Source organism: Streptomyces yatensis, from assembly GCF_018069625.1.
In the GTDB taxonomy this organism is placed as follows: domain Bacteria; phylum Actinomycetota; class Actinomycetes; order Streptomycetales; family Streptomycetaceae; genus Streptomyces; species Streptomyces yatensis.
In genome coordinates this window covers 569360-594938 of the sequence record NZ_CP072941.1, presented here as the reverse complement: position 1 = coordinate 594938, position 25579 = coordinate 569360, and the positions used below count along the sequence as shown (strand labels likewise).

Below are 25579 nucleotides of genomic sequence, written 5' to 3'. Positions count from 1 at the left end.
CCACCGCTCCCGTACCCGGTCGGGCCGGGCCGTCACCCGGCGAGCGTCACCTCCACCGTCCCCGTGACGCACTCGGAGCCGTCGGCCTTGAGGATGCGCGCGTCCAGCCGGACCCGCGCACCCTCGACCGAGGACACCGTCGCGGCCCAGGTCAGCTGCTCACCGGCCACCGCCGTGGCCACATTGCGCCACGCCACCGACTCCAGCCGGGCGCCCGGCCCGGCCCACTCCAGGGCGTTGCGGCTGAGCGTCTCGCCGTGCAGCGTGGACTGCACCACCGTGTCGGGAAACCCCTCCGACGCCGCGAACGCGGCGTCGTAATGGATCCGGTGCGCGTTCCACGACACGGCGCTGAAGCGGAAGAGCTGCACACTGGTGTGGGCGTACCGGCGCGGTGGACACTCGGCCCCGGCAGCGGGCGCCGTCATCGGTCACCTCCGGTGGCGTCGAGCACCACGATCGTCTCGTCCACGGCCGTCAGCTCGCTCCCGTCGGGGGACAGGAACCGGGTCCGCACGCCCAGGAGGACGAACTCACCCGACCGTCCGTGTTTGTGCCGCGCGGAGACGACCGCACGGGTCGCCGTGATCCGCGCTCCGGCCACCGGGGGCCGGACCAGGCGCACCGACTGGCCGCCGTGCACCTGGCGCACCGGGAGACCCTCGGTGCACGGCGACTCGCGCCGGGCGAGGCCATCCGGCCGCAGTTCGTCCTCCGGCGGACCGTCCTCCCAGCTCATGGTGGCCGCGAGGAACAGGGCGGGCGCCTCGACGGGCCGGCCGTCCGCTTCCAGGGCGCGGGCCCGGCGGATGTACTCACCGTCGTTGAGGGCGGCGGCGTAACGGCAGAAGTCCTTGACCGTCGGGGTGCCGCAGTCCTCGTCCCGCCACCGGTCGATCAGCTCCCCGGCCCGGGCCAGCACCTCTTCCAGCGCGGGGGAGGACACCACGGGGGCCGTCACAGCGCCGACCTCAGCGAGCGGCTGATGCCAAGGCCCGCCGTACGCAGCGCGCTGGCATGGGCGATCGCGTCCACCCGGTAGGTCGGCGCCGTGATCGACAGGGCCCCGGCGAGGGTGTTCTGCCGGCCGAAGACCGGGACCGCCATGCTCATATAGCCGAGCCGGACCTCCTCCGCCTCGGTGGCGATGCCCTGATCGCGGACCCGGTCCAGCTGGGCGCGCAGCCGGCCCGGCGAGGTGATGGTGTGGCGGGTGAACGGTTTGAGCCCGCTCCTGACCACCTCGCCGAACAGGCTGCCGGGGGAGTGGGCGAGGATGGCCTTGCCGGTCGCCGTGCAGTACAGCGGAAGCCGCCCCGCCACCCGCGACTCCTCGCTCAGCCCCCGATGGGGGAGGATCTTCTCCAGGTACACCACGTCCAGCCCGTCATGGATGGCGAAGTGGATGGTCTCCCGCGTGGCCAGCAGCAGATCCTCCATATACGGCTGGGCCACCTCCCGCAGGATGCGCTGCCGGTGCACCCGCTGCCCGATCTCGAACAGGCGCAGCCCGAGCCGGTAGTTGCAGCCCGCCCGCTCCAGCAGCCCCCATGCGACCAGCTCCTGGGACAGCCGGTGGACGGTCGCCTTCGCCACTCCCGAACGGCGCACCAGATCGGCGAGCGAGAGCGAGTCGTCGTCGGCGGTGAACGCCTCCAGGATGGACCGGACCTTGCCGAGGACGGAGTTCATCGGGTCGGGACAGGCTCTGACGGCTTGGTCGATGGGGACTACGGTCATGGCAGGAACCTCACGATCAGGTGGCCGAGGACGCGGCGAGGAACTCCAGGCTGAGCGGGTTGTACAGATCGGCCTTCTCGTGCTGCGGCCAGTGGCCGCACTCGTTGAACACCTCCAGCCGCGCCCCGGGGATCGCGGCCGCGATGGCCTCGGCCTCCGGCACGTCGCCGAGCGGGTTCTTGTTGCCCCACACCACCAGGGTCGGCGCCTTGATCCGGCCCATGCGGTCGGGCCGCAGCAGATTGCGCTCGCGGGCCTCCGGCTCCTGGAGCGCCAGCAGATTGTGCAGGTTCCGCTGGAAGTCGGGGTGGTGGTAGATGTCGTAGCGGATCCGGGTCAGCTCCTCGCCCAGGTCCTCGTCCCAGTGGGCCCACAGCAGCCGCAGCCGCTCCCGGGTGAAGGAGATGTCGTCCTTGAGGGCCGCGTCGCTGGTGGACGTCTTCAGCCGCTCCATGATCGCCGGATTGATCTTCGTGCCGCCCATGCACAGCAGCTGGAGGGAGGCGACCCGTTCCGGGTGCTCGCTCGCGGCCCACGACCCCACCCAGCCGCCCAGCGACTCGCCGACCAGATGGGCGCGCTCGGCGCCGACGGCGTCCAGATAGGCCATCAGGTGCTCGACGTACAGGGGGATCTCGGCCGGGCGGTCGGGCTTGCCGGTGTAGCCGTGGCCCAGCATGTCGATGGAGTGGCAGCGGTAGCGCTCGGCGTGCGCCGGGATGTTCCGTACGAACGCCTCCAGGTGGCCGGTCGTCCCGTGCAGGAACACCACATGCTCGCCGTCCTCGGGGCCGGCCTGCAGGGCGCGGGTCTTGAAGTCGCCGGTGTCGACGTAGGCGTGCCGGTAGTCGATGCCCGACAGCTCGTTCCAGATGCTCATGACTGCCTTTCGCTGGTCTGCGCGGGGGTCTGTGCGGGGGCCTGTGCGGGGTCGAGGACGGCGACCCCCATGCCGGTGAGCCACTCGGGCATCGGTTCATAGGCCAGGCGCCGGCCCGGGACGTGATCGAGCAGCGCGGACATCAGCAGCCAGGTGCGCAGCTCCTGGGCGCCGTTGCCGGCCACCTTCTCCAGTTCCGCGGTGGTGTACTCGGTGAGGCGGTGCGCCTGTCCCCGTTCCATCCAGGACAGGATCTCTTCGTCGAACTCCGGGTTGAGCGATGCCTCGGCGGCCCGGATGATCTCGCGGCGGCGTACGTCGTAGTCCTGCCAGTTCTCCCGGCCGTTGAGCCAGGCCCCGACCATGAACTCCTCGTCCTCGCCGTTCGGGTCGCGCCAGTCCGGCCAGGGCAGCCGGTGGGACAGCCCGCCGGAGCCGATGACGGCCACCCGGCGGTCGCCGGGGAACGCCAGGACCGCCTCCCGGAGCGCCCGGCCCAGCTGTTCGCAGCGCTCCAGAGTGGGCAGCGGCGGCGCGAAGACGTTCACCACGAGCGGTACGAGGTCGACGTCGAGCCCGTCGAGCAGATACTGGACGGCGTGCGACTGGCCGTGGTCGATCTGCAGCCGGGCGGAGAACGCCACGTCGAAACCGGACCGCTCCACGAGCGAGCCCGCGAGGTAGAGGGCCAGCTCCCGGTCCACCGGCTGCGGGCCCTTGGGGGTGCCGGACTCGCCGCTGGCGACGCACTCGTCCACCCCGATGGTGAAGCTGGGGATCAGGTCGAGCCAGAACCCCCGGAAGTGGTTGGAGCCGACCAGGATCACCGTGTCGGGGCGGGCCGCGGCCAGCGCGTCCCGCGCCCGGCCGAGGGCGTCCCGGAACCGCTCGGCGCGGTCCTTGTGGTACGTCTCCTCCCAGTGGGTGTTCATCAGCGTGCTGTGCGACGCCCCGACCCCCAGGACGATCTCGGTCATGCCCCTGCTCCTTCCAGCTCGTCGCGGGACCGGGTGACGGTGTCCACGGCCGTGCGGATCAGATGGCGCGTGAGCTTCTCCATGGCCCGGAGCGACACCGTGTTCATGCCGCGGGCGAAATCGATCTCGAACGGCGCCTCCGCCACCTTGGGCATGCCGACCCGCACCGTGGGGATGCCGCGGCCGCGCAGGATGTTGGCGTCGGTGGCGCCGCTGTTCCCGGGGATCACCTCGTGCTCGCGCCCCTCCAGCGCCTCCCAGGCGGCCGTGGCGCTGCGGTGGATCCACGACTCGCGCGGGGTGCGGGTGCCGGGGATCGCCAGCACCATCTCCGCCCGGACGTCGAGTCCGGGCGAGGCGGCCCGCAGCGCGGCCAGCGCGTCCATGAACTCGCGCTTGGCCCGCATCGGTGTGATGTCCGGGCTGATCCGCAGGTCCACCATGAGGGTGCACACGGCGGGGGTGACCGCCGCCATCCGCGGCCAGCCGCCGCGGATGGAGGAGACGATGCCCTGCGGCGCCACCGTGCCCGAGGTGTGCCGCTCGGCGTACTCCTCGAACCACTTCTCCAGGTACGCGGCCACCTCCCCGGCGCGGGCGATGGCGTTGTCGTACGGGAGCCGGTGGCGGGAGCCCGCGTAGGTGTGGATGCCGCCGACCGTCACCTCGAACCAGACCAGTCCGACCTCGTCCCAGGAGACGGTCCAGCCGGGCTTGGCGATGACCGCGTAGTCGGTCCACACGCCCTGCTCCAGAAGGAACGAACACCCGGCGCCCTGGCCGGTGTTGAGACGCGTGCCCACGGGCCGGGCGTTGGTGGGCATCCCGCCCGCGCCGAACGCCGCGACCAGGTCACCGGTGAGCGGGACACCGGCCAGCGAGATCGCCTCGACGGCCATCATCACGCACGCCGCGTGGCCCTTGGGGTTGGAGGCGCCGAGCCCGGTGACCAGGTCGTCGTAGACGGTGGCCGCGGGGCGCATGTCCTCGCGCAGCTCCGGGCCGATCCACGGCACGTCCTCGCTCTCCTCGCCCACCGTCAGGGTGTCGATGGGGGCGTACAGCATGAGGTCGGGGCCGGTGCCGTCGCCGGTCAGCCGCCCCCAGGCGTTGGCCTGGCGGTCGTCGAGGGGCTGGACGGCCGCGTGGCAGCCGGTGGCGCGCAGGGTGTCGGCGATATGGGTGGCCAGCGGGCCCTCGTCGCCGGTGGGGCTGGGAATGTTCACCAGGCCCGTGATCAGCTCGCGGAGCCGGTCGGCGCTGATGTGGCGGGCGGCGTCCAGGGCCCAGGAGCGCCGCCGGTCATCCAGTCCCGCCAGGCCGTCGGCGGTCACTGGTTGATCCTGTGGACCTGGGTCATCGTGGTCCGCGCGATGCGCTTTGCGGCCAGCGGGATCCCGACGGCGATCGCGGCGCCCAGCAGCAGGGTGAACAGCTTACGGAACATGTCATGCCTTCTCTTCGGGTGCGGGCGCACCGTCGACCGCGGCCAGCTTCTTGCCGTACTCCTCCTCGCTCAGATTCCGCCAGGCGGTGAGCGAGATATCGGGCCGGTAGAGCTTCTCCGGCGGGGCGTCGGTGACATCGACCATCCACGCGTCCTGGCCGGAGAACTGGCCGTGGAACAGCCAGCGGATCGCGCCGAGGTACTTGGCGTAGAAGCGCAGGGTGTCCCAGCCCTCGGTGAAGTTGACCATCACACCGACATAGCGGTGGTTGTTCTCGTCCACCGGGACGTAGAACTCGTAGTGGATGAACTTGGGGTAGGCGATGCGCAGCACGCCCGGCATCGACAGGGAGGCGAACCCGGGGAAGTCCTGCGCCTCGATCGTCGGATCGACGCTGTCGGCCTTGCCGGTGTTGCCGATGTTGAAGGTCTCCTTGGGCGGCTGCATCTTCCACCACCGCTTGTTGGACCAGCGGCCCACCCCCGGGAACTCGGCGTCCCAGTGGACCTCGTCCTGGACCCGGAAGATCCACCGGCCGCGCGGCACGATCCGGGTGATGTTCCAGGTCGGCATGGGCTTGAACAGCCGCCACAGGGCCGTGCGGTGCAGATACTTGGCGTGGCCCTCGTCGAAGCCGTTCTCGCAGGCGAACCGCCAGTTGCCACCGCGCGGCTCGATCCGTCCGCCCATCACGAAGGCGTTGGAGACGAGCTCCTCCGGAAGCTGGGAGTCGATCGGGTGCGGCTCCTCGTCGGCGATCGGGATGTACACCCACACCATGCCGAGGCGCTCCTCGACCGGGTAGGTGCGCACGCCCAGCTTGCCGGTGAGCCGGCACCCCGGGCCGTCGGTGATGACCGCGGAGAGCCGCCCGGTGGGCAGGTCGAAGGTCCAGCCGTGGTACGGGCAGCTGACCGTGCCCGGGAACTGCTGGTTGCCCTCGGACAGCGGCACACCGCGGTGCGGGCACCGGTTGTGCAGGGCGTAGGCCGTGCCGTTGTCGCGGATCAGCGCGATCCGCTCGCCGCAGATGGTGAACGGCAGCGGCTTCCCCGTGACCTGGCTGGACCAGGTGACCGGATACCAGTAGCCGCGGAAGCCCGCTGCCGCACCGTCGTAATGGGGCCAGGACGACCAGTCCTGGCGGCCGGGCTCGGCGGGTTTTCTGCGGCGGCTCCGGACGGGGGTGGCCGTGTCGGGAGAGTCCTCGACCGTCATCGTGCGTGTCCTCCTGCTGCCGGTTTTCGGTGGACCCGAGCATCCGGCGCGGCGCGGATCCGCCCAAGGGATCCGGTCCGCTGAGCAGACCGCTCCCTCCCCGGCGGGGGACGGGACTGCGGCCGCGGCGGTACGTCCCGCTGAGCGGACCCGTCCCGGTGCGCGGACGGCGGGGGGCGGTCTAGCGTGCGCGGGGTCCGCCACCACCGAACACGGCCGTGAGTCCGTGGATACGGAGCGAAAACGTGAGCCACCCGACGTCACAATCCCTGGTGCTGGAGGAGTTCGGCACCCTGCCGCGGCTCGTCGAGCGGCCGGTCCCCGAGCCACGGCCCGGCCACACCCTGGTGCGGATGAAGTCGGCCGCCGTCAGCCACCTCGATCTGAACGTCGTCGACGGCCAGTTCGGCATCCTCCCCGACCTGCCGTCGATTCCCGGCACCGCCGGCAGCGGCACCGTCCTCGCCTCCGACGTCCACCCCGAGGGCAGCCTCGTCCTCCTCCGCGGCAAGGCCCTCGGAATGCGCCGCGACGGCGCCTGGAGCGAGCACGCGCTGGTCCCCGACGCCGCCGTGGAGGCCGTGCCCGAGGGCACGGACCCCGCCATGGCCTGCTGCTACTTCTCGCCCGCGGGGACGGCGTGGGCCTCGGTGCACGCCGTGGCGGCCGTCCAGCCCGGGGAGCGAGTCCTGGTGACCGGGGCGGCCGGTGCGGTGGGCGCGCTCACCGTGCAGGTCGCGGCCCGGGCCGGAGCCGAGGTGATCGGCGTGGTGGGCCGCCCCGCCAAGCTGCCGCATGTCCCGGCCCCCGCCAAGGTGGTGCTCGCCGCCGACCTGTCCACCGACGCGGTCGGAGGCCCGGTGGACGTCGTCATCGACACCGTGGGCGGGCCGGTCCTGCGGGACTCCCTGCCGCTGGTGCGCCCCCGCGGCCGGGTCGCCCTCGTCGGCTACACCGCGGGCCGGGAGTTCACCGTGGATTTGGCGGACTTCCTCCTCGCCGATGTGTCGCTGCTGCCCGTGAACCTGATGACCCGGGGCAAGGAGGTGGCCGACGACACCAAGCGGATGCTCGGTGACCTCACCTCCGGGGAGCTCACCCTGCCCATCGAGCACCATCGCATCGACGGCCTGACGGAGGCCGTGGCACGCCTGCGGTCCGGGGAGGCGATCGGCAAGGTGGTCCTCGACCTCGGCTGAGGGATGCTCCCGGATCCCACCCGAGGGATGCTCCCGGATCTCGCCCGGGGGATGATCCCGCCCAGGCGATCTCATCCCGACGCGGGGCGCGGTCAGCCCATCAGGACCACGGCCGTGCCCCGGCAGCACACCACATCACCCTGCCCACCGTGCTCGACCAGCTCCAGGGTGACCCGACCCGTCTCGGCATCGACCTCGCCGACCGTGCCGCTCACCACGAGCCGCTCCCCGGCGAGGGCCGGGGCCCGGTTCTGCCATCCGACCTCCAGCACCCGTCCGCCCGGACCCGCGAAGCTCCTGGCGGCCCGGTGCATCAGACAGCCGTGCAGCTGCGCCATGACGACCGGGCCGTCCAGCCCCTCGGACCGCGCGAACCCGGTGTCGTAGTGGATGCGATGGGCATTGCGGGTGACCGCCCCGAACCGCAGCAGCGTGACGGCATCCGGGGTGAACTCCACCGGTGGTACGGGCTGTCCCGTGAGCACCCTCATCGGACGATGAACCTCTCCCGCACCCGGACGAGCGTGCCCCGCTCCGCCGTGTACGTCTTCTCCACGGTCAGCAGCAGGAACGGCGTTCCGCTGCCCTTGCGTTCGACATCCGTGAGGACCCGGCGGACCCGGATCCGGTCGCCCGCCCTCACCTCGCCGGTGAACCGGACCTCCTGACCGCCCGCCATCAGCCGCACATCCAGGCCGTCGGTGCCCGGGACCTCGTCGCGGTACATGCCGTCCGGCCGGAACTCGTCCTGACCGGCGCCTCCCGCGCCCCGCAACAGGCTCACCAGGTACATCGGGTGGACGGTGAAGTCCGGGTGGCCGGGGTCGACCAGCTGCGGGCCGGTCTCCCCGGCCGAGCGCGCGAACTCCGCCGCGTCCTCGGCCCGTACGACCCCCAGGTCCCGGTGTTCCGGGCGGCCGATCGCCGCCCTGGCCCGTTCCTCGGCAACTTCCCACGCGGACATGTACTGCCTTTCTGCGCACGACTACCGCGGACACGGCACGACTACCGCGGACACGCTGGACCGGGAGGCTAGCCACCGCCCGGAGGCGGTCACCACGAGACCGGCCCGCTCAGCGGACCGGACCGCTTGGGCGGAGATCACCGGCACCACACCATCGGGGCATGGACCTCATGAACATCCAGAAGCCGCCGGAGGGCGCCCACGCGGAAGCGGACGGCGTCACGTACCACTACATCGAGCTGGGCACGGCGGGCACCAGCCCGACGGTCTTCCTCCACGGCGGCGGCCCCGGGTGCACGGGCTGGTCCGACTTCGGACAGGTGGCACCGCTGTTCGCCCAGGACCGCCACTGCTTCCTCGTGGACATCCTGCAGTACGGCACGTCGGCCAAGCCCGTCATCGAGGGCCCCATGTGGGACTACCACGCCGCCAAGACGGTCGCCCTGCTCGACACCCTGGGCATCGAGCGCGCCGACTTCGTGTGCAATTCCTGGGGCGGGACCATCGCGCTGAACCTGGCCGCGAAGTACCCCGAGCGGGTCCGGTCGCTGACGATCACCGGCAGCATGCCCGTGTTCCACGGCCCGCTGGCCCCGCTGCCCGAGGGCGGCCGCCGCGGCCGCAACGCCCGTGATGTGTACTACGGCGGCACCGGCCCCTCCTGGGAGAAGATGCGGGAGCTGATCGCCCGCCTGGAGTGGTACGACGCCGGTGCCATTCCCGACGACACCGTCACCCTGCGCTACGAGCAGAGCCTCGACCCGGAGGAGACCGCCCTCGCCGGCGCCTCCGACAACCCCCGCGGCGACTGGCAGGACCTCACCGCGGAGCTCGGCGCCATCCAGGCCCCCACCCTCTTCATCTGGGGCATGTACGACGCGTTCCTCACCCCCGACTATCCGCTGATGCTCGCCCGCATGGTCCCCAAGGGCAATCTGCACGTCATGGACCAGGTCTCCCACCACCTTCAGGAGGAGCGGCCGCACGATTACTACACGGCGGTCACCGGCTTCCTGAACCAGCAGCACGCCTGAGCATCCCCCGGAGGAGATGTGAGCAACCCGGCCGTACGCGTCGTCGAACTGTCCAGCCCCTTCACCCGGTTCGCGGGCCGGCTCCTGGTCGGCCTCGGCTATGAGGTCGTCCTGGTCGAGCCCGAGGAGGGGGATCCGACCCGGCGGGAACTGAACGGCGACGCGTTCGTCCACTGGCACGCCGGTAAGCGGTCCGTGACCCCCGCGTCCCCGGCGGAACTGCGGCGCCTGGTGGAGGGCGCCGATGTCCTCCTCGACGGGACACCGGACGGTGCGCCGGAGGCCGTCGCGGGCCTGGACCACCTCGTCCACGTCCGCGTCACCCCGTTCGGGACCGTGGGTCCCCGCAGCCACTGGCAGGGCACCGATCTGGTGGTCGCCGCGCTCGGCGGCATGCTCGCGCAGGTCGGCGACCCGGACGGCCCGCCGCTGCGCCTGCCGGAGAACCAGGCGGAGCAGCTCGCCGGTGTGCACGGTGCGATCGCCGCGCTGCTGGGACTGCGGGCGCGGCGCACCGGGCCGGGCCAGCTCGCCGATGTGTCCGCCCAGGCGTGCGCGGCCGCCGCCCTGGAGGCCGGCACCCTCGCCTATCTGCACGAGGACCGGGTGCCGGGGCGCCCCGGCCGGGTGCATCCGCTGGTGCCGCACGGGCTGTTCCGGGCCGCCGACGGCTATCTGGGCGGTGGCCTCGGCGGCAGCCCCCGTATGTGGGACGCGCTCCTGGTCTGGCTGCGCGAGGAGGGCGCCGAGGCCGACCTCGCCGAGCCGCGCTGGCAGGATCCGGTGGAGCGCAAGAAGTACCAGGAGCATGTCTTCGAGGTGGTGCAGGACTTCGCGGGCCGGTGGCCGAAGGCCGAATTCGCCGAGCTCGCCCAGTCCAGGAAGCTGCCCTGGGCGGCCGTCGACCTGCCGCACGAGATGCCCGGCAACCCGCAGCTCGCCGCCCGTGACTTCTTCCTCCGCGCCGGGGGCCGCACCGACCTGGGCTTCCCCTTCGCGTTCCCGGAAGGCCACCGGATCAAGGAGCTGGACGTCCCGGAACGGGGCGCGGACCAGCGGCTGTTGGAGGAATACCGGCCGGCCCCGCGGGTGCCCGCGGCGCCCGCCGAACCCGCGCGGCCCGCCCTGCACGGCATCCGCGTCCTGGACCTGACCTGGGTGCTCGCCGGGCCCTACTGCACCAAGGTGCTCGCCGACCACGGCGCCGATGTCATCAAGGTCGAGTCGCTGGGCCGTCCCGACCCCACCCGGTTCGCGCCCTTCATGCATCTGTCCCGCGGCCCGCACACCGATCCGAACACCAACGGCTACTTCAACGAGGTCAACCGCAACAAGCGCAGCCTGGCCCTGGACACCCGCACCGAGGACGGCATCGCCGTACTGCGCGACCTCATCGCGTCCTGCGACGTCCTGGTGGAGAACTTCAGCGCCACCGTCATGACCAAACTGGGCCTCGGCTACGACACCCTCCGCGAGATCAACCCCCGCCTGGTGTACGTCAGCATGTCCGGCATGGGCCACAGCGGCCCGCGCAGCGGCTGGGTGTCCTACGCGGACACCGTGTCGGCCTCCTCGGGGCTCACCGGCCTGACCGGATGGGGCCCGGAGGACGTGGTCGGGGTGATCTACGGCCACGGCGACATCGTCGCCGGGCTGCAGGCCGCGCTCGCCACCGCCGCCGCCCTGGAACACCGGGAGGAGACCGGGCGTGGACAGCACATCGACCTGTCCCAGCTCGAGGCGATCGCCTCCCATATGGGCACCAGCCTGCTCAACCCCGCCGAGCCCGCCGGGAACACCGATCCGCGGTGGAGCCCGCAGGGCGTCTACCGCTGTCTCGGCGCCGACCGCTGGCTGGCCGTCAGCGTCCGCGACGACACCGAATGGGCCCGGCTGTGCACGGCGATCGGGCGCCCCGGCCTCGCCACCGACGAGCGCACCCGCACCGCGGCCGACCGCGCACACCACGCCGACCTGGTCGACGACGCCCTCGCCGGCTGGGCCAGGACCCTGCCGGCCGACGCCGCCGCCGAACTCCTCCAGGAGCACGGCATACCCGCGGGCGCGGTGCAGGACGGCCGCGACCTCGTCGAACAGGACCCGCAGCTGCGGGCCAGGGGTTTCTACGTCCGCGCGGAACACCCGGTGGCCGGGGCCTTCCTGCACGAGGGGCCGCCCATCCGGCTCACCCGCACACCGGGCGGCGTCCGCACGGCGGCACCCGTGCTCGGCGCCGACACCGACGATGTGCTGCGCGAGGTCGCGGGGCTGCCACCGGAGCGGATCCGCGAACTGCGCGAGCGCGAGGTGCTGCGGTGACCTCCCTGACGATTCCCGGGCTGCTCCACACCGCGGCCCGGGACCACGGGGACCGCCCCTTCCTGCGGATCGGGGACACCCTCCGCACCTACCGGCAGACGCGAGAGGCCGCCGCCACCATGGCGGGGGCCCTCGCGGCCCGGGGCTGCCGCCCGGGGGACCGCATCGCGGCGATGACGGGCAACCGGGTCGAACTCGTCGACCTGTTCCTCGGCGCCGCCTGGCTCGGCGCCGAGCTGGTCCCGCTGAACACGGGGCTGCGCGGCAGCGGGCTGCGGAACGTCCTGGACCAGGCCCGCCCCACCCATCTGCTCGCGGAGGAGGAGACGGCGGAGCGCCTGCGGGCGGCCGGCTACCAGGGGACGCTGTGGCTCGCGGGAGGAGACGACGTGCCCCGGCCGGGCCACGGCCCCGCGCTGCCGGCGGCCCCCGTCCGCCCGGGCGACACCGCGTGCGTCCTCTTCACCTCCGGGACCACCGGAACCTCCCGCGGAGTCCGCTGCCCCCACGCCCAGTTCGTCTGGTGGGGGCGCAATGTCTCCGGCGCGCTGCGCCTCACCGCGGACGACGTCCTCTACACCTGCCTCCCGCTGTTCCACACCAACGCCCTGAACGCGCTGGCGCAGGCGATGACCGTGGGAGCGGCGTACACCCTCGCCCCCCGCTTCTCGGCCTCCCGGTACTGGGCCGGGGCGGCCGGGGCCGGGGCCACCGTCGTCTATCTGCTGGGCGCCATGGTGCCGATGCTGCTGGCCCAGCCGCCGGGCACGCACGACCGTGCCCACCGGGCCGTACGCGGACTCTCCCCGGCGACACCGGCCCACGCCTGGCAGCCGTTCCGCGAGCGGTTCGGCGTCACCCTGATCGACGGATTCGGCTCCACCGAGACCAACCTCGTCATCGGCACCACCCCCGAGGAACAGCGGCCCGGCTATATCGGCACCCTGCGCGACGGCTTCGACGCCCGCGTCGTCGACGAACTGCTCACCCCCGTCCCCGACGGCACCCCGGGTGAGCTGCTGGTGCGCAGCCACCGGCCGTACGCCTTCGCCACCGGCTACCTGGGCGAGCCGGTGGAGCCGGCGGACGCGTGGCGGCGGACGGGGGACCGTGTGGTGCGCGAGCCCGACGGCTGGTTCCGGTTCGTGGACCGCATCAAGGACGTCATCCGCCGCCGCGGGGAGAACATCTCCTCCTGCGAGGTCGAGACGGTCGTCCGTGGCCATCCCGCGGTGGCCGACGCGGCCGTCTTCCCGGTGCCGTCCGAGCTGGCGGAGGACGAGGTGATGGTGGCCGTGCTGCCCCGCGCGGGCAGCACCCTCGACCCGGCCGACCTGATCCGCCACTGCGAGCTCGAGCTGCCCCCGTTCGCCGCCCCCCGCTACGTGGACATCCTGCGCGAACTGCCGCTCACCGAGACCGGCAAGGTGCGCAAGGCGGCGCTGCGGCGGCGTGGCGTCACGCGGACCACATGGGACCGGGTCAGGGGCGAGGCCGGTCCACCCATGCGGTGACGATGTCGGCGAACTCCCCGGGCAACTGCTCGGGCGCCGGTACGTGGCCGCCCGGCAGAATCGCGGTCTCGCAGCCGAGCGCCGCCGCGAACCTCTCCAGCGCGGGCAGCGAGTAGTGGTCCTCCGGCGCGCACACGGCGAGTACCGGGGCCGTGATGTGCGCCAGCCGCTCCTCCATCCGGTACCGGTAGACCGCCTCGTGTCCCTCCTCCACCCGGTCCAGCACGGTCAGCGCGTCGATCACATAGCGGGTCAGCGCGGCCTCCTCGCCCGCCCGGTAGAAGCCGCGGCGGCGGTTCCACAGCTCCACCAGATGCGAGCCGTCCGGCTTGGGGTCGACATGGTCGACCGGCGGGCGCGCGGGCGCCGCCTCGCGTTTGGCCTCGTCGACGAAGGCGGTGGCCGAGAGCAGCAGACTGCTGACGCGGTCGCCCAGCCGGGCGGCCACCTCCACCGCGACCACACCGCCCGTGTGATGGCCCACCAAGTGGAACGCGTCCAGCCCGAGTCCGTCGGCCATCGCCTCCACCCCGTCGGCGAACCGCTCGATCGAGTGCGGCCCCTCGGGCCTGGCCGAGCCGCCGAACCCCACGGTGTCCATGGCGATGGCCCGGTGTGCCCGGCCCACCAGGGGCAGCACCTCGGCGTACTCGGTCCAGGAACGCGGCGTCTGGTGCAGCAGCAGCACCGCCTCGCCGGACCCGCACTCCGCGTAGTGCAACTGCCCGAAGGGACTGGGCGCGTAGCCCCGCCGCACCGTGTTCGCCATCGCCGTGAGCCGCCTTCCGATTGACACGAACCGCCCGCCCACTCTCGTCGCCGCCGAGCGGGCGGGACCAGGCGAACGGTCCGCTGTCCGGACCCGTGGCGCGGGGTGGCCACGGGACGCTGCCCCGGCCTGCCCCCGGGCGGCCTACTTCGGTGCGGCGGCCAGCCGTACCGCCAGCCCCGTGAACACCGTCCCGCTGAAGACGTTCAGCCCCCGCGCCGCCCGGCGGCTGCGGCGCAGCAGTCCGGCGAGCTTCCCCGAGAGCAGGCCCACCGATCCGTCGACGCAGAAGCCCATGACCACGAAGGTGACCCCCAGGATCATGAACTGGCCCGGCACATGGCCGAGTTCCGGGTTCACGAACTGAGGCAGGAAGGCGATGTTGAAGAGAATCACCTTGGGATTGAGCAGGTTGATGAGGGCTCCCTGCCAGAAGGCACGCCGGTGTCCCGGGCCGACGCTCCCGCTCTCCTCGCCCGGCAGCGAGCGGTCCCGGAACGCCCTGACGGCCAGGTACAGCAGATACGACACTCCCGCCCAGCGCAGCACGTGATAGAGCGTCGGCAGCGCCGCGAACAGCGCCGACAGCCCCAGCGCCGCGGCCACCGCGTGGACGAACATCGCGCACGCCACCCCGAACGCCGCCATGACCCCCGCGCCGGGGCCGCCCCGGCCGCCCATCGCCACGATGAACATCATGTCGGGGCCGGGAGTGACGCAGAGGACGAACGCGGCGAGGAGGAACGCCGTGTACAAGGAGGCATCAACCATGGGGGTCATGGTCGGGGCCGGACGGGGCGGAAGCGAGTAAATTTCGAGGAGTGAGACGGAGCGGGTCAGCCTTGGGAGGGACGCGGGGCCCGCAGGTGCGCCCGCTCCTTCAGCTCCTCCTCGTCGACCAACGTGAGCATCGGCTGACCCGGCGCGCACAGCATGGTCACGACGAACGTGGTCGGCGCGTCCGACAGGGCGTTGGCGTCCTGGTAGTGGATCACGTCACCACCCGGCTCCCAGAACGTCCCACCGGCCTCGACCACACGCTCGGGCTCACCCTCGAGCTCGAACCGGACCGCGCCCTCCATCACATAGCCGAACGACGGCCCCGAGTGGCGGTGCGGAGGGAGCCCGGGGTGACCGGGAGGCCACTCGACCCGGATGGTCATCCCCGAACCACCTTCGGGGAAGAAGGGCGGAGTGACGTCCTGCAGCAACTGGACTTCGGGCGGCAACGAGATCTCGGGGCTCTCGCCGGCGGTCCCTTGCGCCGGGTTCTTCTCGGACATGCACCACACCTCCGTAAACCCTGCCATGCGCCTGCTGCCTTGTTCGGACAGTGCTGAGACCACTCTGCCCCGCGTCCGCGGCCGCCACAATCCGGGGCTCGACGGCATCGACGGTCACGTCCCGTGGCACGTGACCACCGGCCATCAAGATCGACTTTCGCCAACAGACCTCAGCGGCGCCGCGCGCGGCGGCCCGGTCGGGCCGGGGTCTGCGCGGGTGTTCCGGAGTCCCGCCACCGGCCCGGGACCTCGGCCATGACGAGGCCGAGGACCAGCCAGAAGAGCATGGCGATCCGGTCCAGGTTGGCCGGGTGGTCCACCGTGGCCGCGAGGAAGAACCCCGTCAGGGCGGCGAGCCCGACGACTCCGGCCACGGACTTCTCCCGGGCGGCGCGGACCGCCGTGGCGACGGCGATCACGGTCACCAGCACCATGCCGAGCAGACCGGCCACGCCCGCTTCGGCCAGCCAGTTCAGCCACATGTTGTGGGCGTGGACGAAGGTCCGGCCGCCGGGTACGGCGGCGGAAACCGCGTCCCCGGCCCGCCCCAGCCCGACACCGAGCGGATGGTCCACGGCGAGGTCGATGGCCGCCTTCCACGCCTGGCCCCGGACGCCGAGCGCGTCCCCGGCCCGCGACACCACCCACAGCGCCACCGTCACGGCCACCAGCCCGGCCAGCCCCACGATCGTCAGCGTCCGCACCCCCCACCGGCCGAGGCGGGGGGCGAGCCAGTACGCGCCGCCGAGCACCAGCAGGCCCGCGGCCGCCGCGACACAGCCCGCCCGGGAGAAGGTGGTCAGCACCGCGCCGTAGCCGATGAGGCCCACGCTCACGACCGCGACGCGGGCCGTGCGCTCGGCAACCGTCACCGCGGTCAGCAGAGCGACCGGGGTGAGCAGCACCAGGAACGCGGCGAGCAGATTGGGGTTGGCGAAGGTGCCGGTGGCGCGGATCATCGACCCGGGCCCGCCGCTGTCGCAGTCGACGTCGGTGAAGAGACCGGTGCGGCAGAAGCCGGTCGGCACCTCGTTGGTCACCTGGGCGAACGCCGAGGTGGCCGCGGCCGCCACGGCGGCCAGCGCGAGCAGCGCGACCGCTCGCCAGGACTCGGGCTGTGCCCGCCGGATCCCGACCAGCAGGTAGAAGGTGGCGAGGGCGGTCATCAGGGCGCGCAGCGGCGCGTCGGGGTGCCCGCCGACGTGGGTGGTGGCGACGGCGCCGAGGAGGAGCAGCGCGATCGCGGGGTCGAGCCGGGTGCGGAACGTGGCGAGCCGCGGCGCCGTCACCGCCGTCGCGACCAGCCCCGCCAGTACGGCGAGGCGCACCGGTGTGATGACGCCGACCAGAGGGGCGTCCGGGAAGAAGTCGGTGGCCGCGTCGAGCATGACGATGGCCGTAGCCACCAGCGGAACGGCCTGGACTGTCGCGCGCACAGGTGCCATGGCGCCCCAGCGTGTCCGGCCGCAGGTACCGGCAGATGGCACGCACACGAACGGCGGAAAGCGCCTGCACGTCCGGTGCGCCCTCGGCCGGTCCGGACCAGGCCCGACCGGCCCGACGGGTCCGATGCCGACGCGGGCCGGGCGCCCGTGTGTCAGGTGGCCGTTGCGCTCCCGGGAGCCGGGGTGGCGAAGGGACGGAGCGGGACGATGCCCACGCTGTGGCCGTTTCGGTCCAGCAGCCGGCCCATGTGCTTGACGGTGCGCAGCACCACCGAGCGGTCGTCGATGGTCAGTTGCGGCAGCCGCCTGGACAGATGCGCCTCGAAGGCGTGCACATCGCCGGCCGCGCGCAGCCAGACGTCGATCACCAGGTTGTGCGGGCCCGCCGTGATCGCACACGACCGGACCTCCCGCACCCCGGCCAGCGCCCGGCTGGTCTCCTCCAGCCGCTCGGCCGGTACGGACGCGAAGTACACCGCGGCCATCGGCCACCCGGACAGCGGCCGGGCGAGGTCGCAGCGCAGGCACACCCGTGAGCCGAGCAGACCCCGCAGCCTTCGGCGGACCGTGGTCAGGGGCGCCCCGGCGCGCTCCGCCAGGTCGCTGATGGCCATGCGCCCGTCGGCGCTCAGCAGCTCCAGGAGCCGCACATCCAGGGGGTCCCAGCCGGTGATCCCCGGCGGGAGCGGCTCGACCGGCGGGAGCGCCGCCTCGAGCCGGGCGCACTGCGCGGCGTCCAGAGCGCGAAGCCGCCACCGGCTGCCCTCGGAGGGCAGCGCCGTCGTCACATGCGTACGTGTCGCCCGCACCCCTGGCGCGCCCCGGAACAGGAGCGTGCTGAGCTGGGCGAGCTCACCCAGGTCCGAAGCCTGCAGCGCGATCACCAGATCCCGGCTTCCCGCCGTGAGCTTGACGTTCGCCACCGAGGGTTCGGCCGCAAGGGCCTCGGCCACGTCCTCCCCGACCCCGGGCTCGGTGTCGACCTCGACGATGCCGGTCACCACGACCCGGGAGTCGGACAGCTGCGGGTAGGCGGTCACCCACGCCAGCCCCGCCTCCTGGAGCCGCTGCCAGCGTCGTGCGGCCGTCACCGGGTTCACCGCCAGGACATCACCGACAAGTGTCCACGGGGCTCTGGGATGGATCTGCAGCGCGTGCACGAGGCCACGATCCAACTCGTCGAGGTCAGGCGCGGCGTAATCCTGCGTTTGCATGGGCGGCGCTTTTCTGCGTATCGCATGTGAATCTCGATGGAATGCTGCATGATAACACCCGAAAGACGCGATGGATCGACACTCCTCCCCACCAGTTCCCTCAACGAGGAGTGAGATCTCGCTCATGACGGATGCCACCACGTCCGAGACCACCAGGACCGCTCTGCGCGTGGAGAACGCCACGTTGATCGACGGCACTGGGGCCAGCCCGATCGCGGACGCCGTCGTCATCGCGGACGCCGAAGGAACGATCACCTACGCGGGCCCGGCGGCGACCGCGCCCCCGGCCTCCGGCGACGCTTTCACCGGTCGTGTCATCGACGCCGGCGGCCGTACCGTGCTGCCGGGTTTCTTCGACTGCCACACCCACCTCGCCTACGCCCATGCGACACCGCCCGGCCGCCGCGGTGAGCTCGACCCGGTCCTGGTCACCTACGACACCGCCACCCGGCTGCGGCAGACCCTCGACGCGGGCGTCACCACCGTCCGGGACCTGGGCGGCCTGGCCACTGGTTACCGCACCGCCGTCGCGACCGGGCGGATCACCGGCCCCCGGGTGCACACCGCCGTGCGCATCATCAGCCACACCGGTGGCCACGCCGATGTGCGCCTGCCCGACGGCACCGACCTCAGCGGCGGTGAGATGTCCGAGCTGGCCGACACCGTGGACGAGGCGCGCCTGGCCGTGCGCAAGGTGCTGCGCGCGGGCGCCGACCTGGTCAAGATCTGCGCCACCGGTGGCATGGGAAGCCCGTACGACCAGCCGGACGACGAGGGGCTCCTGGAGGAGGAGATCCGCGCCGTGGTCGACGAGTGCCGGCGCCACGGCGGCAAGCCGGTGGCCGCGCACGCCCAGGGGAACGCGGGCATCCTCAACGCCATCCGCGGCGGGGTCACCAGCATCGAGCACGGCTACGGCCTGGACGACCGGGCCCGGGAGATGGCGGGGGAGCGCGGCGTCTTCGTCGTCCCGACCCTGTCCACCGTCTACGCGGGCATCGACAAGGCCACCATGGAGCCCTATCACTACGAGAAGAAGGTGCGCTGGTCCGGCATCACCAAGGAGAACATCTCCCGCGCCATCGAGCAGGGGACCCGGATCGCGCTCGGCACCGACGCCGCCGTCTGCCCGCACGGACAGAACCTGATGGAGCTCAGCTACCTCGTCGACCTGGGCATGGACCCCATGGACGCCATCGTGGCCGGCACCCGGACCGCCGCCGAACTCCTCGGCGTCGCCGACCGGCTCGGCACCCTGGCTCCCGGCCGCGTCGCCGACCTGATCGTCTGCGAGGGGGACCCGCTCGCGGACATCGGTGTGCTCGGCGATCCCGCCAATGTCGTGTGCGTCGTGCAGGACGGCCATGTCCGCAAGGACACCAAGGGCCTCCTGCCGTCGGCCACGCCGGCCGGAAGGCGGCCCTGATGCCGACGGCGACCGGATTGCCCGCACCCGGGGGCACCTCCCCGGACAAGGAGCGGCGCGGCGGCCTCGACCGTGTCCTCTCCTTCATCGAACGGGCCGGCAACGCCCTGCCCAACCCCATCGTGCTGTTCGCCGGGCTCTTCGTGCTGCTGGCCGTTCTCTCCACCGTCCTCGCCCTCATCGGCCTCTCCGTCACCGTCCCCGGCACCGATGACACCAAGGACATCGGCGGACTGCTCACCGGTGAGGGGCTGCGCTGGCTGCTGGAGAACCTGATCCCCAACTTCGCCACCTTCCCGCCGATCGGCGCCGTCCTGGTGCTGATGATGGTGGTCGGACTCGCGGAGAAGACCGGCCTGCTGGAGACCGCGATGCGGGCCTCACTGGCCCGGGTGCCGCGCGCCGTGCTGCCGTACGCGGTGGCGGTCATCGCCAGCCAGGCGCACATGATGAGCGATGTCGGCGCCATCGTGCTGCCCCCGCTGGCGGCCCTGGTGTTCAAGAGCGCCGGGCGCCATCCCGTGGCGGGTCTCATCGGCGGTTTCGCCTGTGTCACCGCGGGTTACGCGGCCGGATTCACCATCGGCTCGCTCGACGCCCTGTACGTGGGCATCACCCAGCAGGCGGCCTCGGTGCTCCCGGCCGCCGAGGGCCTTCATATCCATGTGCTCATCAACTACTTCTTCACCGCCGCCAGCAGTGTCGTCCTGGGGCTGCTCGGCGGATTCCTCATCAGCCGCGTCCTCGAACCACGCCTTCCCGCCTACCAGGCGGCCGAGAGTGGCGAGACGCCGCGGGAGGACCTGACGCTCACCCCGGTGCAGCGCAAGGGGCTCGGGTACACCTGCGCGGTCGTCGGCCTGTATCTGGCGGCGGTCCTCGCGCTCTGGCTGCCACCGGGCGCCCCGCTGCGCGGAGAGGGCGGTGCCTTCGTGCCCTCGCCCGTGCTCAGCGGTGTCGTCCCGGTCCTCTTCGGGGCCTTCCTGATCGCCGGGCTCACCTACGGCTTCACGGTCAGGAAGCTCACCGGCACCGAGGACGTGGTCACCGCCATGACCGACTCGGTGAAGAACATGTCCGGGTACATCGTGATGATGTTCTTCGCCGCCCAGGTCATCGCGCTCTTCACCTGGTCCAACCTCGGAGTGCTGCTGGCGGTGAAGGCCGCCGCGCTGTTCAACGCCATCGGGGTGACCGGCTTTTGGGCGATCATCGCCTTCGTCCTGCTGGCCTCGTGCCTCAACCTGGTGATCCTCTCCGGATCCGCCCTGTGGTCCCTGGTCGGTCCCGTGTTCATCCCGGCGTTCATGCTGATGGGCATGAGCCCGGCGCTCAGCCAGGCGGCGTTCCGCATCGGTGACTCGGCGACCGGCGCCATCACCCCGATGAACCCGTATCTCCTCCTCATCCTGGCGATGGTCCGCGAATACGAACCGGAAGCCCGGCTGGGAACCCTCATCTCCCGGCTCGCCATCTTCGTGGTGCCGTTCCTGGTGGTGTGGCTGGCGATCCTCGGCATCTTCTACGGCCTGGACCTGCCGCTCGGCCCCGGAGCGCGTATCGGCGTCAAATGACGCTCCCCGATCACACGGTGGTGCCGTCCCCCTGCCCGTGGGGACGGCACCACCGTGTGATCGGGTGTTGCCGCCTAGCGGTGTTCGTTCTCCCAGGTCACCCTGTTGACCGGGGCGGGGCGGGGAAGCGGCCGGCCGTCCAGGAAGAGGTCGACCTTCTCGTTGTAGAAGGCGACCAGCCCCGCGACGGGGGAGACCTGCCGGGTCGGGAAGTCGTATGCCCAGGCGAGGTCCGGGTAGGTGGCCGTGTCGGTCCGCACGGCCCAGTAGCCGCTCGTCGTCCCTTTGTACGGACAGCTGGTGACGGTGTCGGTGGGCTCCATGCGCGTCCAGTCGAGATACACCCGGTCCAGGTAGTAGCGCGTCGGGAGCCCCGTCTCCACCACCATCACCGAGTTCGGGGCGTCGGCCAGCACGGTGCCGTCCAGTTCGACGCGGACACCGCGGCCCGACCGGATCGCGTCGACCCGGGTGTAGGGACTCCTGGGGTGGACGAACACCTGCTCGTCCTCCTCGAACCAGGCGTCGATGGCCTCCCAGCGGAAGCTGACGTGGCCGACGATGCCGGAGGGCGCGTCCTCGGCCCACTCCCAGGCCGCGCCGGGGCGGGTGAGCGAGCCCAGTTGGAGGGTCTGGCGGCGCGCTCCGCCGACCTTCAGCGTCAGGTTCCGGCCCTCGTCGACCAGCGCTCCCTCGGCGATGTCGTCGCGGGGCACGCAGTACTGCGGATAGCCCGGCCAGAGCCACACATAGCGCGCCCGCACGGTGTCGAAGACGAGGCGGCCTGCGGCGTAGCCGCGAATGCGGCGAGGTACGGGCTCCACCTGCCCGACCGGAACGATCATCGCGGGGTAGTCCGGTGAATACTCGGTCATGCCTCTTCCAGGGCCTCTCCGAACTCGCGCAGCGCCTTGCCGTGCTGGCTGTGGGCGAGCCCGTGCCCGATCGCTATCGCCGCCGCGACCGGCCATTCGATGACCTCGACCGCGGCGAGAAGGCCGACCCCCGCGAGAAAACAGAGCTGTTCCTCCGACGGAAGTTCCACCCGCCGCCCCCCGAAGAATACGGTGACCGAATGACGCGAGCAGACGCGGTCGGCCGCGGCGCGGGGCCCATGGGATCCTCTCCTCGCGGCCGGAGCCGGTGCCCGGGAGTCTGCGCTGGTGGGAGATGGTGTCTTGGTCGCTCTGGGCATTGCTTCGATCCGTTCATCGGCCTGTGACGGACATCCGCGCCATGACACTTCCACCCTAATCCCACCTCCACGGCTCATGCCCGGTGGCAGTTACTTGCCATGATTTCGGCCGGTCCGGCGAGAAGCATGCGGTTGCGTCCACGGCCGGTGTATGCGGTCGAAGTGGCTCGCTCCGGTTGCGGCCAGGGGCTCGCAGAAGCATCGGCGGCGGCCTTAGCTTCGAGCCGAATCGTGGCCACCGGCCACGGCTGACGCAACGGAGGAAGTGACCATGAGAGCGGCTTTACGCAAGGCGCGGGTGGGCGCGGTTGTCGCCACGGCCGCGGTACTGGGGCTGGCGGGGACGGTGGACGCGCAGGCCCTCGGGGCGGATCGGGCGCGTACCGCGGCAGCGGCCCCCAGCACCGCCGCGGCAGTCGATTACCAGACGTGGAAGAACGACGTCGACAAGGTGATGGACCAGGCGCTTCCCTACATACAGGAGCGCATCCAGAACGGCGGGGGACAGAAGCAGGCGATCGTCCTCGACGTGGACAACACCTCGCTGGAGACGTACTTCCAGCTGTTCCCGCCGACTCCCGCCGTCGAGCGGGTCCTGGAGCTCACCCGCTACGCGAACGAGCGTGGCGTGGGCATCTTCTTCATCACCGCGCGCCCGGATGTCCTCGAGCAGGTGACCCGGGGCAACCTGGTGCACGTCGGCTACCCGATCACCGGCCTGTACCAGCGGTCGCTGGGTGACATCTTCGGTGACCCGACCGAGTACAAGACGGCCAAGCGGGCGGAGATCGAGTCCCTGGGCTACACCATCATCGCCAACATCGGAAACAATCAGAGCGATCTTGTCGGGGGACATGCCGAGCGCACGTTCAAACTGCCTGACTACGACGGTCAGTTGTCCTGAATCGGAATAGTGGGTTCCGGCGGTTCCCCGCAGAGGGCCGCCGGAGCCCGTCCACCGGTAGCCATGCTTCCGGTTTCCCCCGAGGACGATGCCGGATACGGGTTTCCGGTTGCCTGGAGGCGAGAATCCGCACTCTACAATGAGGTTTCCCCCATTGTCTTTAGGGATTCAACCATTCCCCGTGCTGGTAGCGGATGGGTATAGTCCAACGCCATGGTCGGTCAAGGTAAGATCGTTGCGTCTTTGCTCGCAGGGGATGAGGTGCCCATGGAAAGTGCGTGCCACGTTCCGAGCGCGGACGGTGTGGTCGAAAAGCGATCTCCCTGTTCTCCCTGAACTGCCTTGATCCCATGGCGTACTCATGAGTCGCAACCCTTCCTTTCGGCAACAACGCCGGGTTCAGGACGTAATCCCAGGCTTCAGGGGGAGCTGTGCCAAGCTCTTGCAATGACGCGTTCATCATCGCCAAGAATTCCACCGGTCCGGATCCCGAACCAGACCCGGATATCACACCGTTAAGACCGCGGGGCGCGGTCTTCAGCGGAGAGATCGAGCGCATGCTCCTGGAGGCCGGCCGGCTGGTCAAGACGGCCGTCGACCGCCATCGCAGCGAAGAACGGCTCCTGACCGAGATGGAGCCGGAGGAGGGCGTGGACGCCGCCGAGGACATCATCGAGTCGGCGCAACAGAGCCTGTCCGTCGTGTTCACCGGCGGCGACGACCAGCGGGCCGCCAGGCTTGTCGCGCTGCTGGGCAGGGCCGTCGCCCGAGGGGTCGACGTGCGCCTGCTGGGGCGGGTGGGGCTGATGGACGAGCGGTACCTCCTGAAGTGCCTGGAGAGGTACGCGTCCGGAGTCGACGTCAGACTCATCGGGGAGCCGCTGCACGGAATGGTGCTCGCCGACGGCTCGGTGAGCGTGGTGTGGACCGGTTCGGACGAAATCTCGCGCGAGGCGGTACTGGTGCGGGCGCCGGCCGTGCTGCGCAATCTGCGCACCCTGTTCACGATCTCCTGGAACGGCAGCGCGGCGCTCGAGGACCACCGCCGCCTCAGCGTCCGGACCCGCAGCGTCATGGCCCGGCGGATTCTGATGGCGCTGAGTTCGGGGCGTACGGACGAAGCCGCGGCACGGGAAATCGGTATGTCGGTCCGCACCTACCGAAGGAACGTAGCCGAAATCACCCGTGAACTCGGTGCGAATTCACGATTTCAGGCCGGCGCCCGCGCGGTGGAGCTCGGTCTGCTGCCCTATGTGGACCCCGTCGATGATGAGGACTCGCAGCCCGCGTAATCCCACGGCAGCGGTCAGAACCTGTCAGGAAGAGTCGGCCCTCCTGAACTCCCCCGCACCGTCTGGCAACTTGTTGTATGGGCCTTGCAGGGGAATGAGCGGCGAATGTAGGAACTTCCCAGCCTCTCATGCATTTCCCGATCCGCTCCCTGCGAGGAATGACATCCGGTGAATAGCGCGATGATTGAAGTGACGGACTTAAGCCGGTCCTACGGCAGCACCCGGGCGCTGGACGGTGTCAGCTTCCGGATCGGGGAGGGCGAGGTTCTGTGCCTGCTCGGCCACAACGGAGCGGGCAAGAGCACACTGGTGAGCATCCTCGCCACCGCCCTGCCGCCCAGTCAGGGCACGGCGCGGGTGGCCGGATACGACGTGGTGCGCGAGGCCCGCGAGGTACGCCGGCGCATCGGGCTGACGGGACAGCTCGCCGCGGTGGACGAGAACCTCTCCGGCCGGGACAACCTCATCCTGGTGGCCCGCTTGCTCGGCGCGAGCCGCACCGAGGCCGGGGCGCGAGCCGATGAGCTCCTGCGGACCTTCGCCCTGACCGGCGCGGCCGACCGGGCGGCGGCCACCTACTCGGGAGGCATGCGCCGCCGCCTCGACCTCGCCAGCAGCTTCGTCAGCCGCCCCCAGGTGCTGTTCCTCGACGAACCCACCACCGGACTCGACCCGGTCAGCCGCAGCGGGCTGTGGGACTCGGTCCGCTCGGCGGTGGCGGGCGGCACCACCGTCCTGCTGACCACGCAGTACCTCGAAGAGGCCGAACAACTCGCGGACCGGGTCATCGTGCTGGGCCGCGGCCGGACCATCGCCGACGGCTCGGTGGCCCAGCTCAAGAAGCAACTCGGCGTCAGCTCGGTCCGCGCCACCCTCGCCGAACCGGCGGCCGAACCGGCCGCACGGGCCGCGCTGCGCCACGCGGGGCTCGAGCCGCAGCCCGGTGAGCCCGCGGGCACCGTCTGCGTCCCCGTGCGCGAGTCCGCCGCCCTGGCGGCCGTCGTACGGGCCCTGGACGACGCGGGAGTGGCGATCACCGGGATCTCGCTGTCCGAGCCGACCCTCGACGACGTCTATGTGGCCCTCGCCGAGGGGCTGTCCGACCTGCCGGTCCTCTCCTGATCCCCACCCCCGGGCCCCGGCCGACAGGCCATGCCCCCACGACCGCCGCGGGGCGTCCGCCG

At 71.5% G+C, this 25579-nt stretch carries 25 protein-coding genes; 9 read left to right on the top strand and 16 right to left on the bottom strand.

Features of this window, described 5'->3' with window-relative positions; all coding sequences use genetic code 11:
- Window positions 1–32 precede the first annotated feature (32 nt).
- From J8403_RS02515 to J8403_RS02485, 7 genes are all read right to left on the bottom strand, one after another.
- A complete protein-coding gene (locus J8403_RS02515) occupies window positions 33–428 on the bottom strand; it encodes a hotdog family protein (RefSeq protein WP_211121630.1) in 396 nt (131 codons plus the stop codon).
- Window positions 425–961, bottom strand: a complete 537-nt coding sequence (locus J8403_RS02510) for a MaoC family dehydratase N-terminal domain-containing protein (RefSeq protein ID WP_211121629.1) — start codon at window positions 959–961, stop codon at window positions 425–427. The genes J8403_RS02515 and J8403_RS02510 overlap by 4 nt, the downstream gene beginning before the upstream one ends.
- Window positions 958–1740, bottom strand: a complete 783-nt coding sequence (locus tag J8403_RS02505; RefSeq protein ID WP_211121628.1) for an IclR family transcriptional regulator — start codon at window positions 1738–1740, stop codon at window positions 958–960. The genes J8403_RS02510 and J8403_RS02505 overlap by 4 nt, the downstream gene beginning before the upstream one ends.
- Before the next feature lie 16 nt (window positions 1741–1756).
- Window positions 1757–2620 carry an alpha/beta fold hydrolase gene (locus tag J8403_RS02500; RefSeq protein ID WP_211121627.1) on the bottom strand — a complete coding sequence of 288 codons (864 nt, stop codon included), beginning with the start codon at window positions 2618–2620 and terminating at the stop codon, window positions 1757–1759.
- Window positions 2617–3597: a DODA-type extradiol aromatic ring-opening family dioxygenase gene (locus J8403_RS02495; protein ID WP_211121626.1), complete on the bottom strand. Its 981-nt coding sequence runs from the start codon at window positions 3595–3597 to the stop codon at window positions 2617–2619. Before J8403_RS02495 ends, J8403_RS02500 begins: the two co-directional genes overlap by 4 nt.
- On the bottom strand, window positions 3594–4931 hold the full coding sequence (locus tag J8403_RS02490) for a M20 family metallopeptidase (RefSeq protein ID WP_211121625.1): 1338 nt from the start codon (window positions 4929–4931) through the stop codon (window positions 3594–3596). Before J8403_RS02490 ends, J8403_RS02495 begins: the two co-directional genes overlap by 4 nt.
- A 114-nt stretch (window positions 4932–5045) precedes the next feature.
- Complete coding sequence (locus J8403_RS02485) at window positions 5046–6263, bottom strand: Rieske 2Fe-2S domain-containing protein (RefSeq protein WP_211121624.1); 1218 nt, start codon at window positions 6261–6263, stop codon at window positions 5046–5048.
- Between the two features lie 245 nt (window positions 6264–6508).
- Here J8403_RS02485 and J8403_RS02480 point away from each other — a divergent pair, with 245 nt between their 5' ends.
- A complete protein-coding gene (locus tag J8403_RS02480) occupies window positions 6509–7462 on the top strand; it encodes a quinone oxidoreductase family protein (protein WP_211121623.1) in 954 nt (317 codons plus the stop codon).
- Between the two features lie 92 nt (window positions 7463–7554).
- Here J8403_RS02480 and J8403_RS02475 read toward each other — a convergent pair whose 3' ends face one another.
- Complete coding sequence (locus tag J8403_RS02475) at window positions 7555–7953, bottom strand: hotdog family protein (protein ID WP_211121622.1); 399 nt, start codon at window positions 7951–7953, stop codon at window positions 7555–7557.
- Window positions 7950–8426 carry an FAS1-like dehydratase domain-containing protein gene (locus tag J8403_RS02470; protein WP_211121621.1) on the bottom strand — a complete coding sequence of 159 codons (477 nt, stop codon included), beginning with the start codon at window positions 8424–8426 and terminating at the stop codon, window positions 7950–7952. The genes J8403_RS02475 and J8403_RS02470 overlap by 4 nt, the downstream gene beginning before the upstream one ends.
- A 161-nt stretch (window positions 8427–8587) precedes the next feature.
- Between J8403_RS02470 and J8403_RS02465 the strand changes: the two genes are divergently transcribed.
- From J8403_RS02465 to J8403_RS02455, 3 genes are read left to right on the top strand one after another with little or no spacing between them, the layout of a single operon-like run.
- Entirely contained in the window at window positions 8588–9460 is an 873-nt protein-coding gene (locus J8403_RS02465) for an alpha/beta fold hydrolase (protein WP_211121620.1), read from the top strand.
- A gap of 18 nt (window positions 9461–9478) precedes the next feature.
- On the top strand, window positions 9479–11779 hold the full coding sequence (locus J8403_RS02460) for a CaiB/BaiF CoA-transferase family protein (protein WP_211121619.1): 2301 nt from the start codon (window positions 9479–9481) through the stop codon (window positions 11777–11779).
- Complete coding sequence (locus J8403_RS02455; RefSeq protein WP_211121618.1) at window positions 11776–13293, top strand: AMP-binding protein; 1518 nt, start codon at window positions 11776–11778, stop codon at window positions 13291–13293. Before J8403_RS02460 ends, J8403_RS02455 begins: the two co-directional genes overlap by 4 nt.
- Here the strand turns inward: J8403_RS02455 and J8403_RS02450 are convergent.
- From J8403_RS02450 to J8403_RS02430, 5 genes are all read right to left on the bottom strand, one after another.
- A complete protein-coding gene (locus tag J8403_RS02450; protein ID WP_211121617.1) occupies window positions 13262–14062 on the bottom strand; it encodes an alpha/beta fold hydrolase in 801 nt (266 codons plus the stop codon). The genes J8403_RS02455 and J8403_RS02450 overlap by 32 nt on opposite strands.
- A 144-nt stretch (window positions 14063–14206) precedes the next feature.
- Window positions 14207–14833, bottom strand: a complete 627-nt coding sequence (locus J8403_RS02445; protein WP_211121616.1) for a LysE family translocator — start codon at window positions 14831–14833, stop codon at window positions 14207–14209.
- Window positions 14834–14898: 65 nt separating this feature from the next.
- Window positions 14899–15345 (bottom strand): cupin domain-containing protein, encoded by a 447-nt coding sequence (locus tag J8403_RS02440; RefSeq protein ID WP_211121615.1) that lies wholly within the window; start codon window positions 15343–15345, stop codon window positions 14899–14901.
- A 170-nt stretch (window positions 15346–15515) separates the two neighbouring features.
- On the bottom strand, window positions 15516–16790 hold the full coding sequence (locus tag J8403_RS02435) for an O-antigen ligase family protein (protein ID WP_211121614.1): 1275 nt from the start codon (window positions 16788–16790) through the stop codon (window positions 15516–15518).
- A gap of 152 nt (window positions 16791–16942) precedes the next feature.
- Window positions 16943–18004, bottom strand: coding sequence for an Lrp/AsnC family transcriptional regulator (locus J8403_RS02430; protein ID WP_211121613.1), 1062 nt, complete (start codon window positions 18002–18004; stop codon window positions 16943–16945).
- A 124-nt stretch (window positions 18005–18128) separates the two neighbouring features.
- On the opposite strand from J8403_RS02430, the gene J8403_RS02425 reads away from it, so the two are divergent.
- Together J8403_RS02425 and J8403_RS02420 are read left to right on the top strand one after the other, a co-directional pair.
- The gene (locus J8403_RS02425; RefSeq protein WP_211121612.1) at window positions 18129–19430 is read left to right on the top strand and encodes a metal-dependent hydrolase family protein; all 1302 of its coding nucleotides are present in this window, start codon (window positions 18129–18131) and stop codon (window positions 19428–19430) included.
- Window positions 19430–21004 (top strand): AbgT family transporter, encoded by a 1575-nt coding sequence (locus J8403_RS02420; RefSeq protein ID WP_211121611.1) that lies wholly within the window; start codon window positions 19430–19432, stop codon window positions 21002–21004. Before J8403_RS02425 ends, J8403_RS02420 begins: the two co-directional genes overlap by 1 nt.
- A gap of 74 nt (window positions 21005–21078) precedes the next feature.
- On the opposite strand, the gene J8403_RS02415 is transcribed toward J8403_RS02420, so the two are convergent.
- Both J8403_RS02415 and J8403_RS02410 read right to left on the bottom strand, forming a co-directional pair.
- On the bottom strand, window positions 21079–21879 hold the full coding sequence (locus J8403_RS02415; RefSeq protein ID WP_211121610.1) for a DUF427 domain-containing protein: 801 nt from the start codon (window positions 21877–21879) through the stop codon (window positions 21079–21081).
- The gene (locus J8403_RS02410) at window positions 21876–22049 is read right to left on the bottom strand and encodes a hypothetical protein (RefSeq protein WP_211121609.1); all 174 of its coding nucleotides are present in this window, start codon (window positions 22047–22049) and stop codon (window positions 21876–21878) included. The genes J8403_RS02415 and J8403_RS02410 overlap by 4 nt, the downstream gene beginning before the upstream one ends.
- Window positions 22050–22470: 421 nt before the next feature.
- Between J8403_RS02410 and J8403_RS02405 the strand changes: the two genes are divergently transcribed.
- The 3 genes from J8403_RS02405 (at window position 22471) to J8403_RS02395 (ending at window position 25517) form a co-directional block, all read left to right on the top strand.
- Window positions 22471–23103 carry an HAD family acid phosphatase gene (locus tag J8403_RS02405; protein ID WP_211121608.1) on the top strand — a complete coding sequence of 211 codons (633 nt, stop codon included), beginning with the start codon at window positions 22471–22473 and terminating at the stop codon, window positions 23101–23103.
- A gap of 557 nt (window positions 23104–23660) precedes the next feature.
- The gene (locus tag J8403_RS02400; protein WP_211121607.1) at window positions 23661–24395 is read left to right on the top strand and encodes a TrmB family transcriptional regulator sugar-binding domain-containing protein; all 735 of its coding nucleotides are present in this window, start codon (window positions 23661–23663) and stop codon (window positions 24393–24395) included.
- A gap of 180 nt (window positions 24396–24575) precedes the next feature.
- On the top strand, window positions 24576–25517 hold the full coding sequence (locus J8403_RS02395; RefSeq protein ID WP_211121606.1) for an ABC transporter ATP-binding protein: 942 nt from the start codon (window positions 24576–24578) through the stop codon (window positions 25515–25517).
- The last annotated feature ends 62 nt before the right edge of the window (window positions 25518–25579 follow it).

Bases quoted from the DNA above. Each gene is read 5' to 3' on its own strand.
- J8403_RS02495 (WP_211121626.1), bottom strand. From the start codon at position 3,597: ATGACCGAGATCGTCCTGGGGGTCGGGGCGTCGCACAGCACGCTGATG.
- J8403_RS02450 (WP_211121617.1), bottom strand. From the start codon at position 14,062: ATGGCGAACACGGTGCGGCGGGGCTACGCGCCCAGTCCCTTCGGGCAG.
- J8403_RS02500 (WP_211121627.1), bottom strand. From the start codon at position 2,620: ATGAGCATCTGGAACGAGCTGTCGGGCATCGACTACCGGCACGCCTAC.
- J8403_RS02395 (WP_211121606.1), top strand. From the start codon at position 24,576: ATGATTGAAGTGACGGACTTAAGCCGGTCCTACGGCAGCACCCGGGCG.
- J8403_RS02425 (WP_211121612.1), top strand. From the start codon at position 18,129: ATGACGGATGCCACCACGTCCGAGACCACCAGGACCGCTCTGCGCGTG.
- J8403_RS02435 (WP_211121614.1), bottom strand. From the start codon at position 16,790: ATGGCACCTGTGCGCGCGACAGTCCAGGCCGTTCCGCTGGTGGCTACG.
- J8403_RS02505 (WP_211121628.1), bottom strand. From the start codon at position 1,740: ATGACCGTAGTCCCCATCGACCAAGCCGTCAGAGCCTGTCCCGACCCG.
- J8403_RS02415 (WP_211121610.1), bottom strand. From the start codon at position 21,879: ATGACCGAGTATTCACCGGACTACCCCGCGATGATCGTTCCGGTCGGG.
- J8403_RS02440 (WP_211121615.1), bottom strand. From the start codon at position 15,345: ATGTCCGAGAAGAACCCGGCGCAAGGGACCGCCGGCGAGAGCCCCGAG.
- J8403_RS02420 (WP_211121611.1), top strand. From the start codon at position 19,430: ATGCCGACGGCGACCGGATTGCCCGCACCCGGGGGCACCTCCCCGGAC.
- J8403_RS02430 (WP_211121613.1), bottom strand. From the start codon at position 18,004: ATGCAAACGCAGGATTACGCCGCGCCTGACCTCGACGAGTTGGATCGT.
- J8403_RS02485 (WP_211121624.1), bottom strand. From the start codon at position 6,263: ATGACGGTCGAGGACTCTCCCGACACGGCCACCCCCGTCCGGAGCCGC.
- J8403_RS02445 (WP_211121616.1), bottom strand. From the start codon at position 14,833: ATGGTTGATGCCTCCTTGTACACGGCGTTCCTCCTCGCCGCGTTCGTC.
- J8403_RS02405 (WP_211121608.1), top strand. From the start codon at position 22,471: ATGAGAGCGGCTTTACGCAAGGCGCGGGTGGGCGCGGTTGTCGCCACG.
- J8403_RS02465 (WP_211121620.1), top strand. From the start codon at position 8,588: ATGGACCTCATGAACATCCAGAAGCCGCCGGAGGGCGCCCACGCGGAA.
- J8403_RS02400 (WP_211121607.1), top strand. From the start codon at position 23,661: ATGCTCCTGGAGGCCGGCCGGCTGGTCAAGACGGCCGTCGACCGCCAT.
- J8403_RS02515 (WP_211121630.1), bottom strand. From the start codon at position 428: ATGACGGCGCCCGCTGCCGGGGCCGAGTGTCCACCGCGCCGGTACGCC.
- J8403_RS02475 (WP_211121622.1), bottom strand. From the start codon at position 7,953: ATGAGGGTGCTCACGGGACAGCCCGTACCACCGGTGGAGTTCACCCCG.
- J8403_RS02470 (WP_211121621.1), bottom strand. From the start codon at position 8,426: ATGTCCGCGTGGGAAGTTGCCGAGGAACGGGCCAGGGCGGCGATCGGC.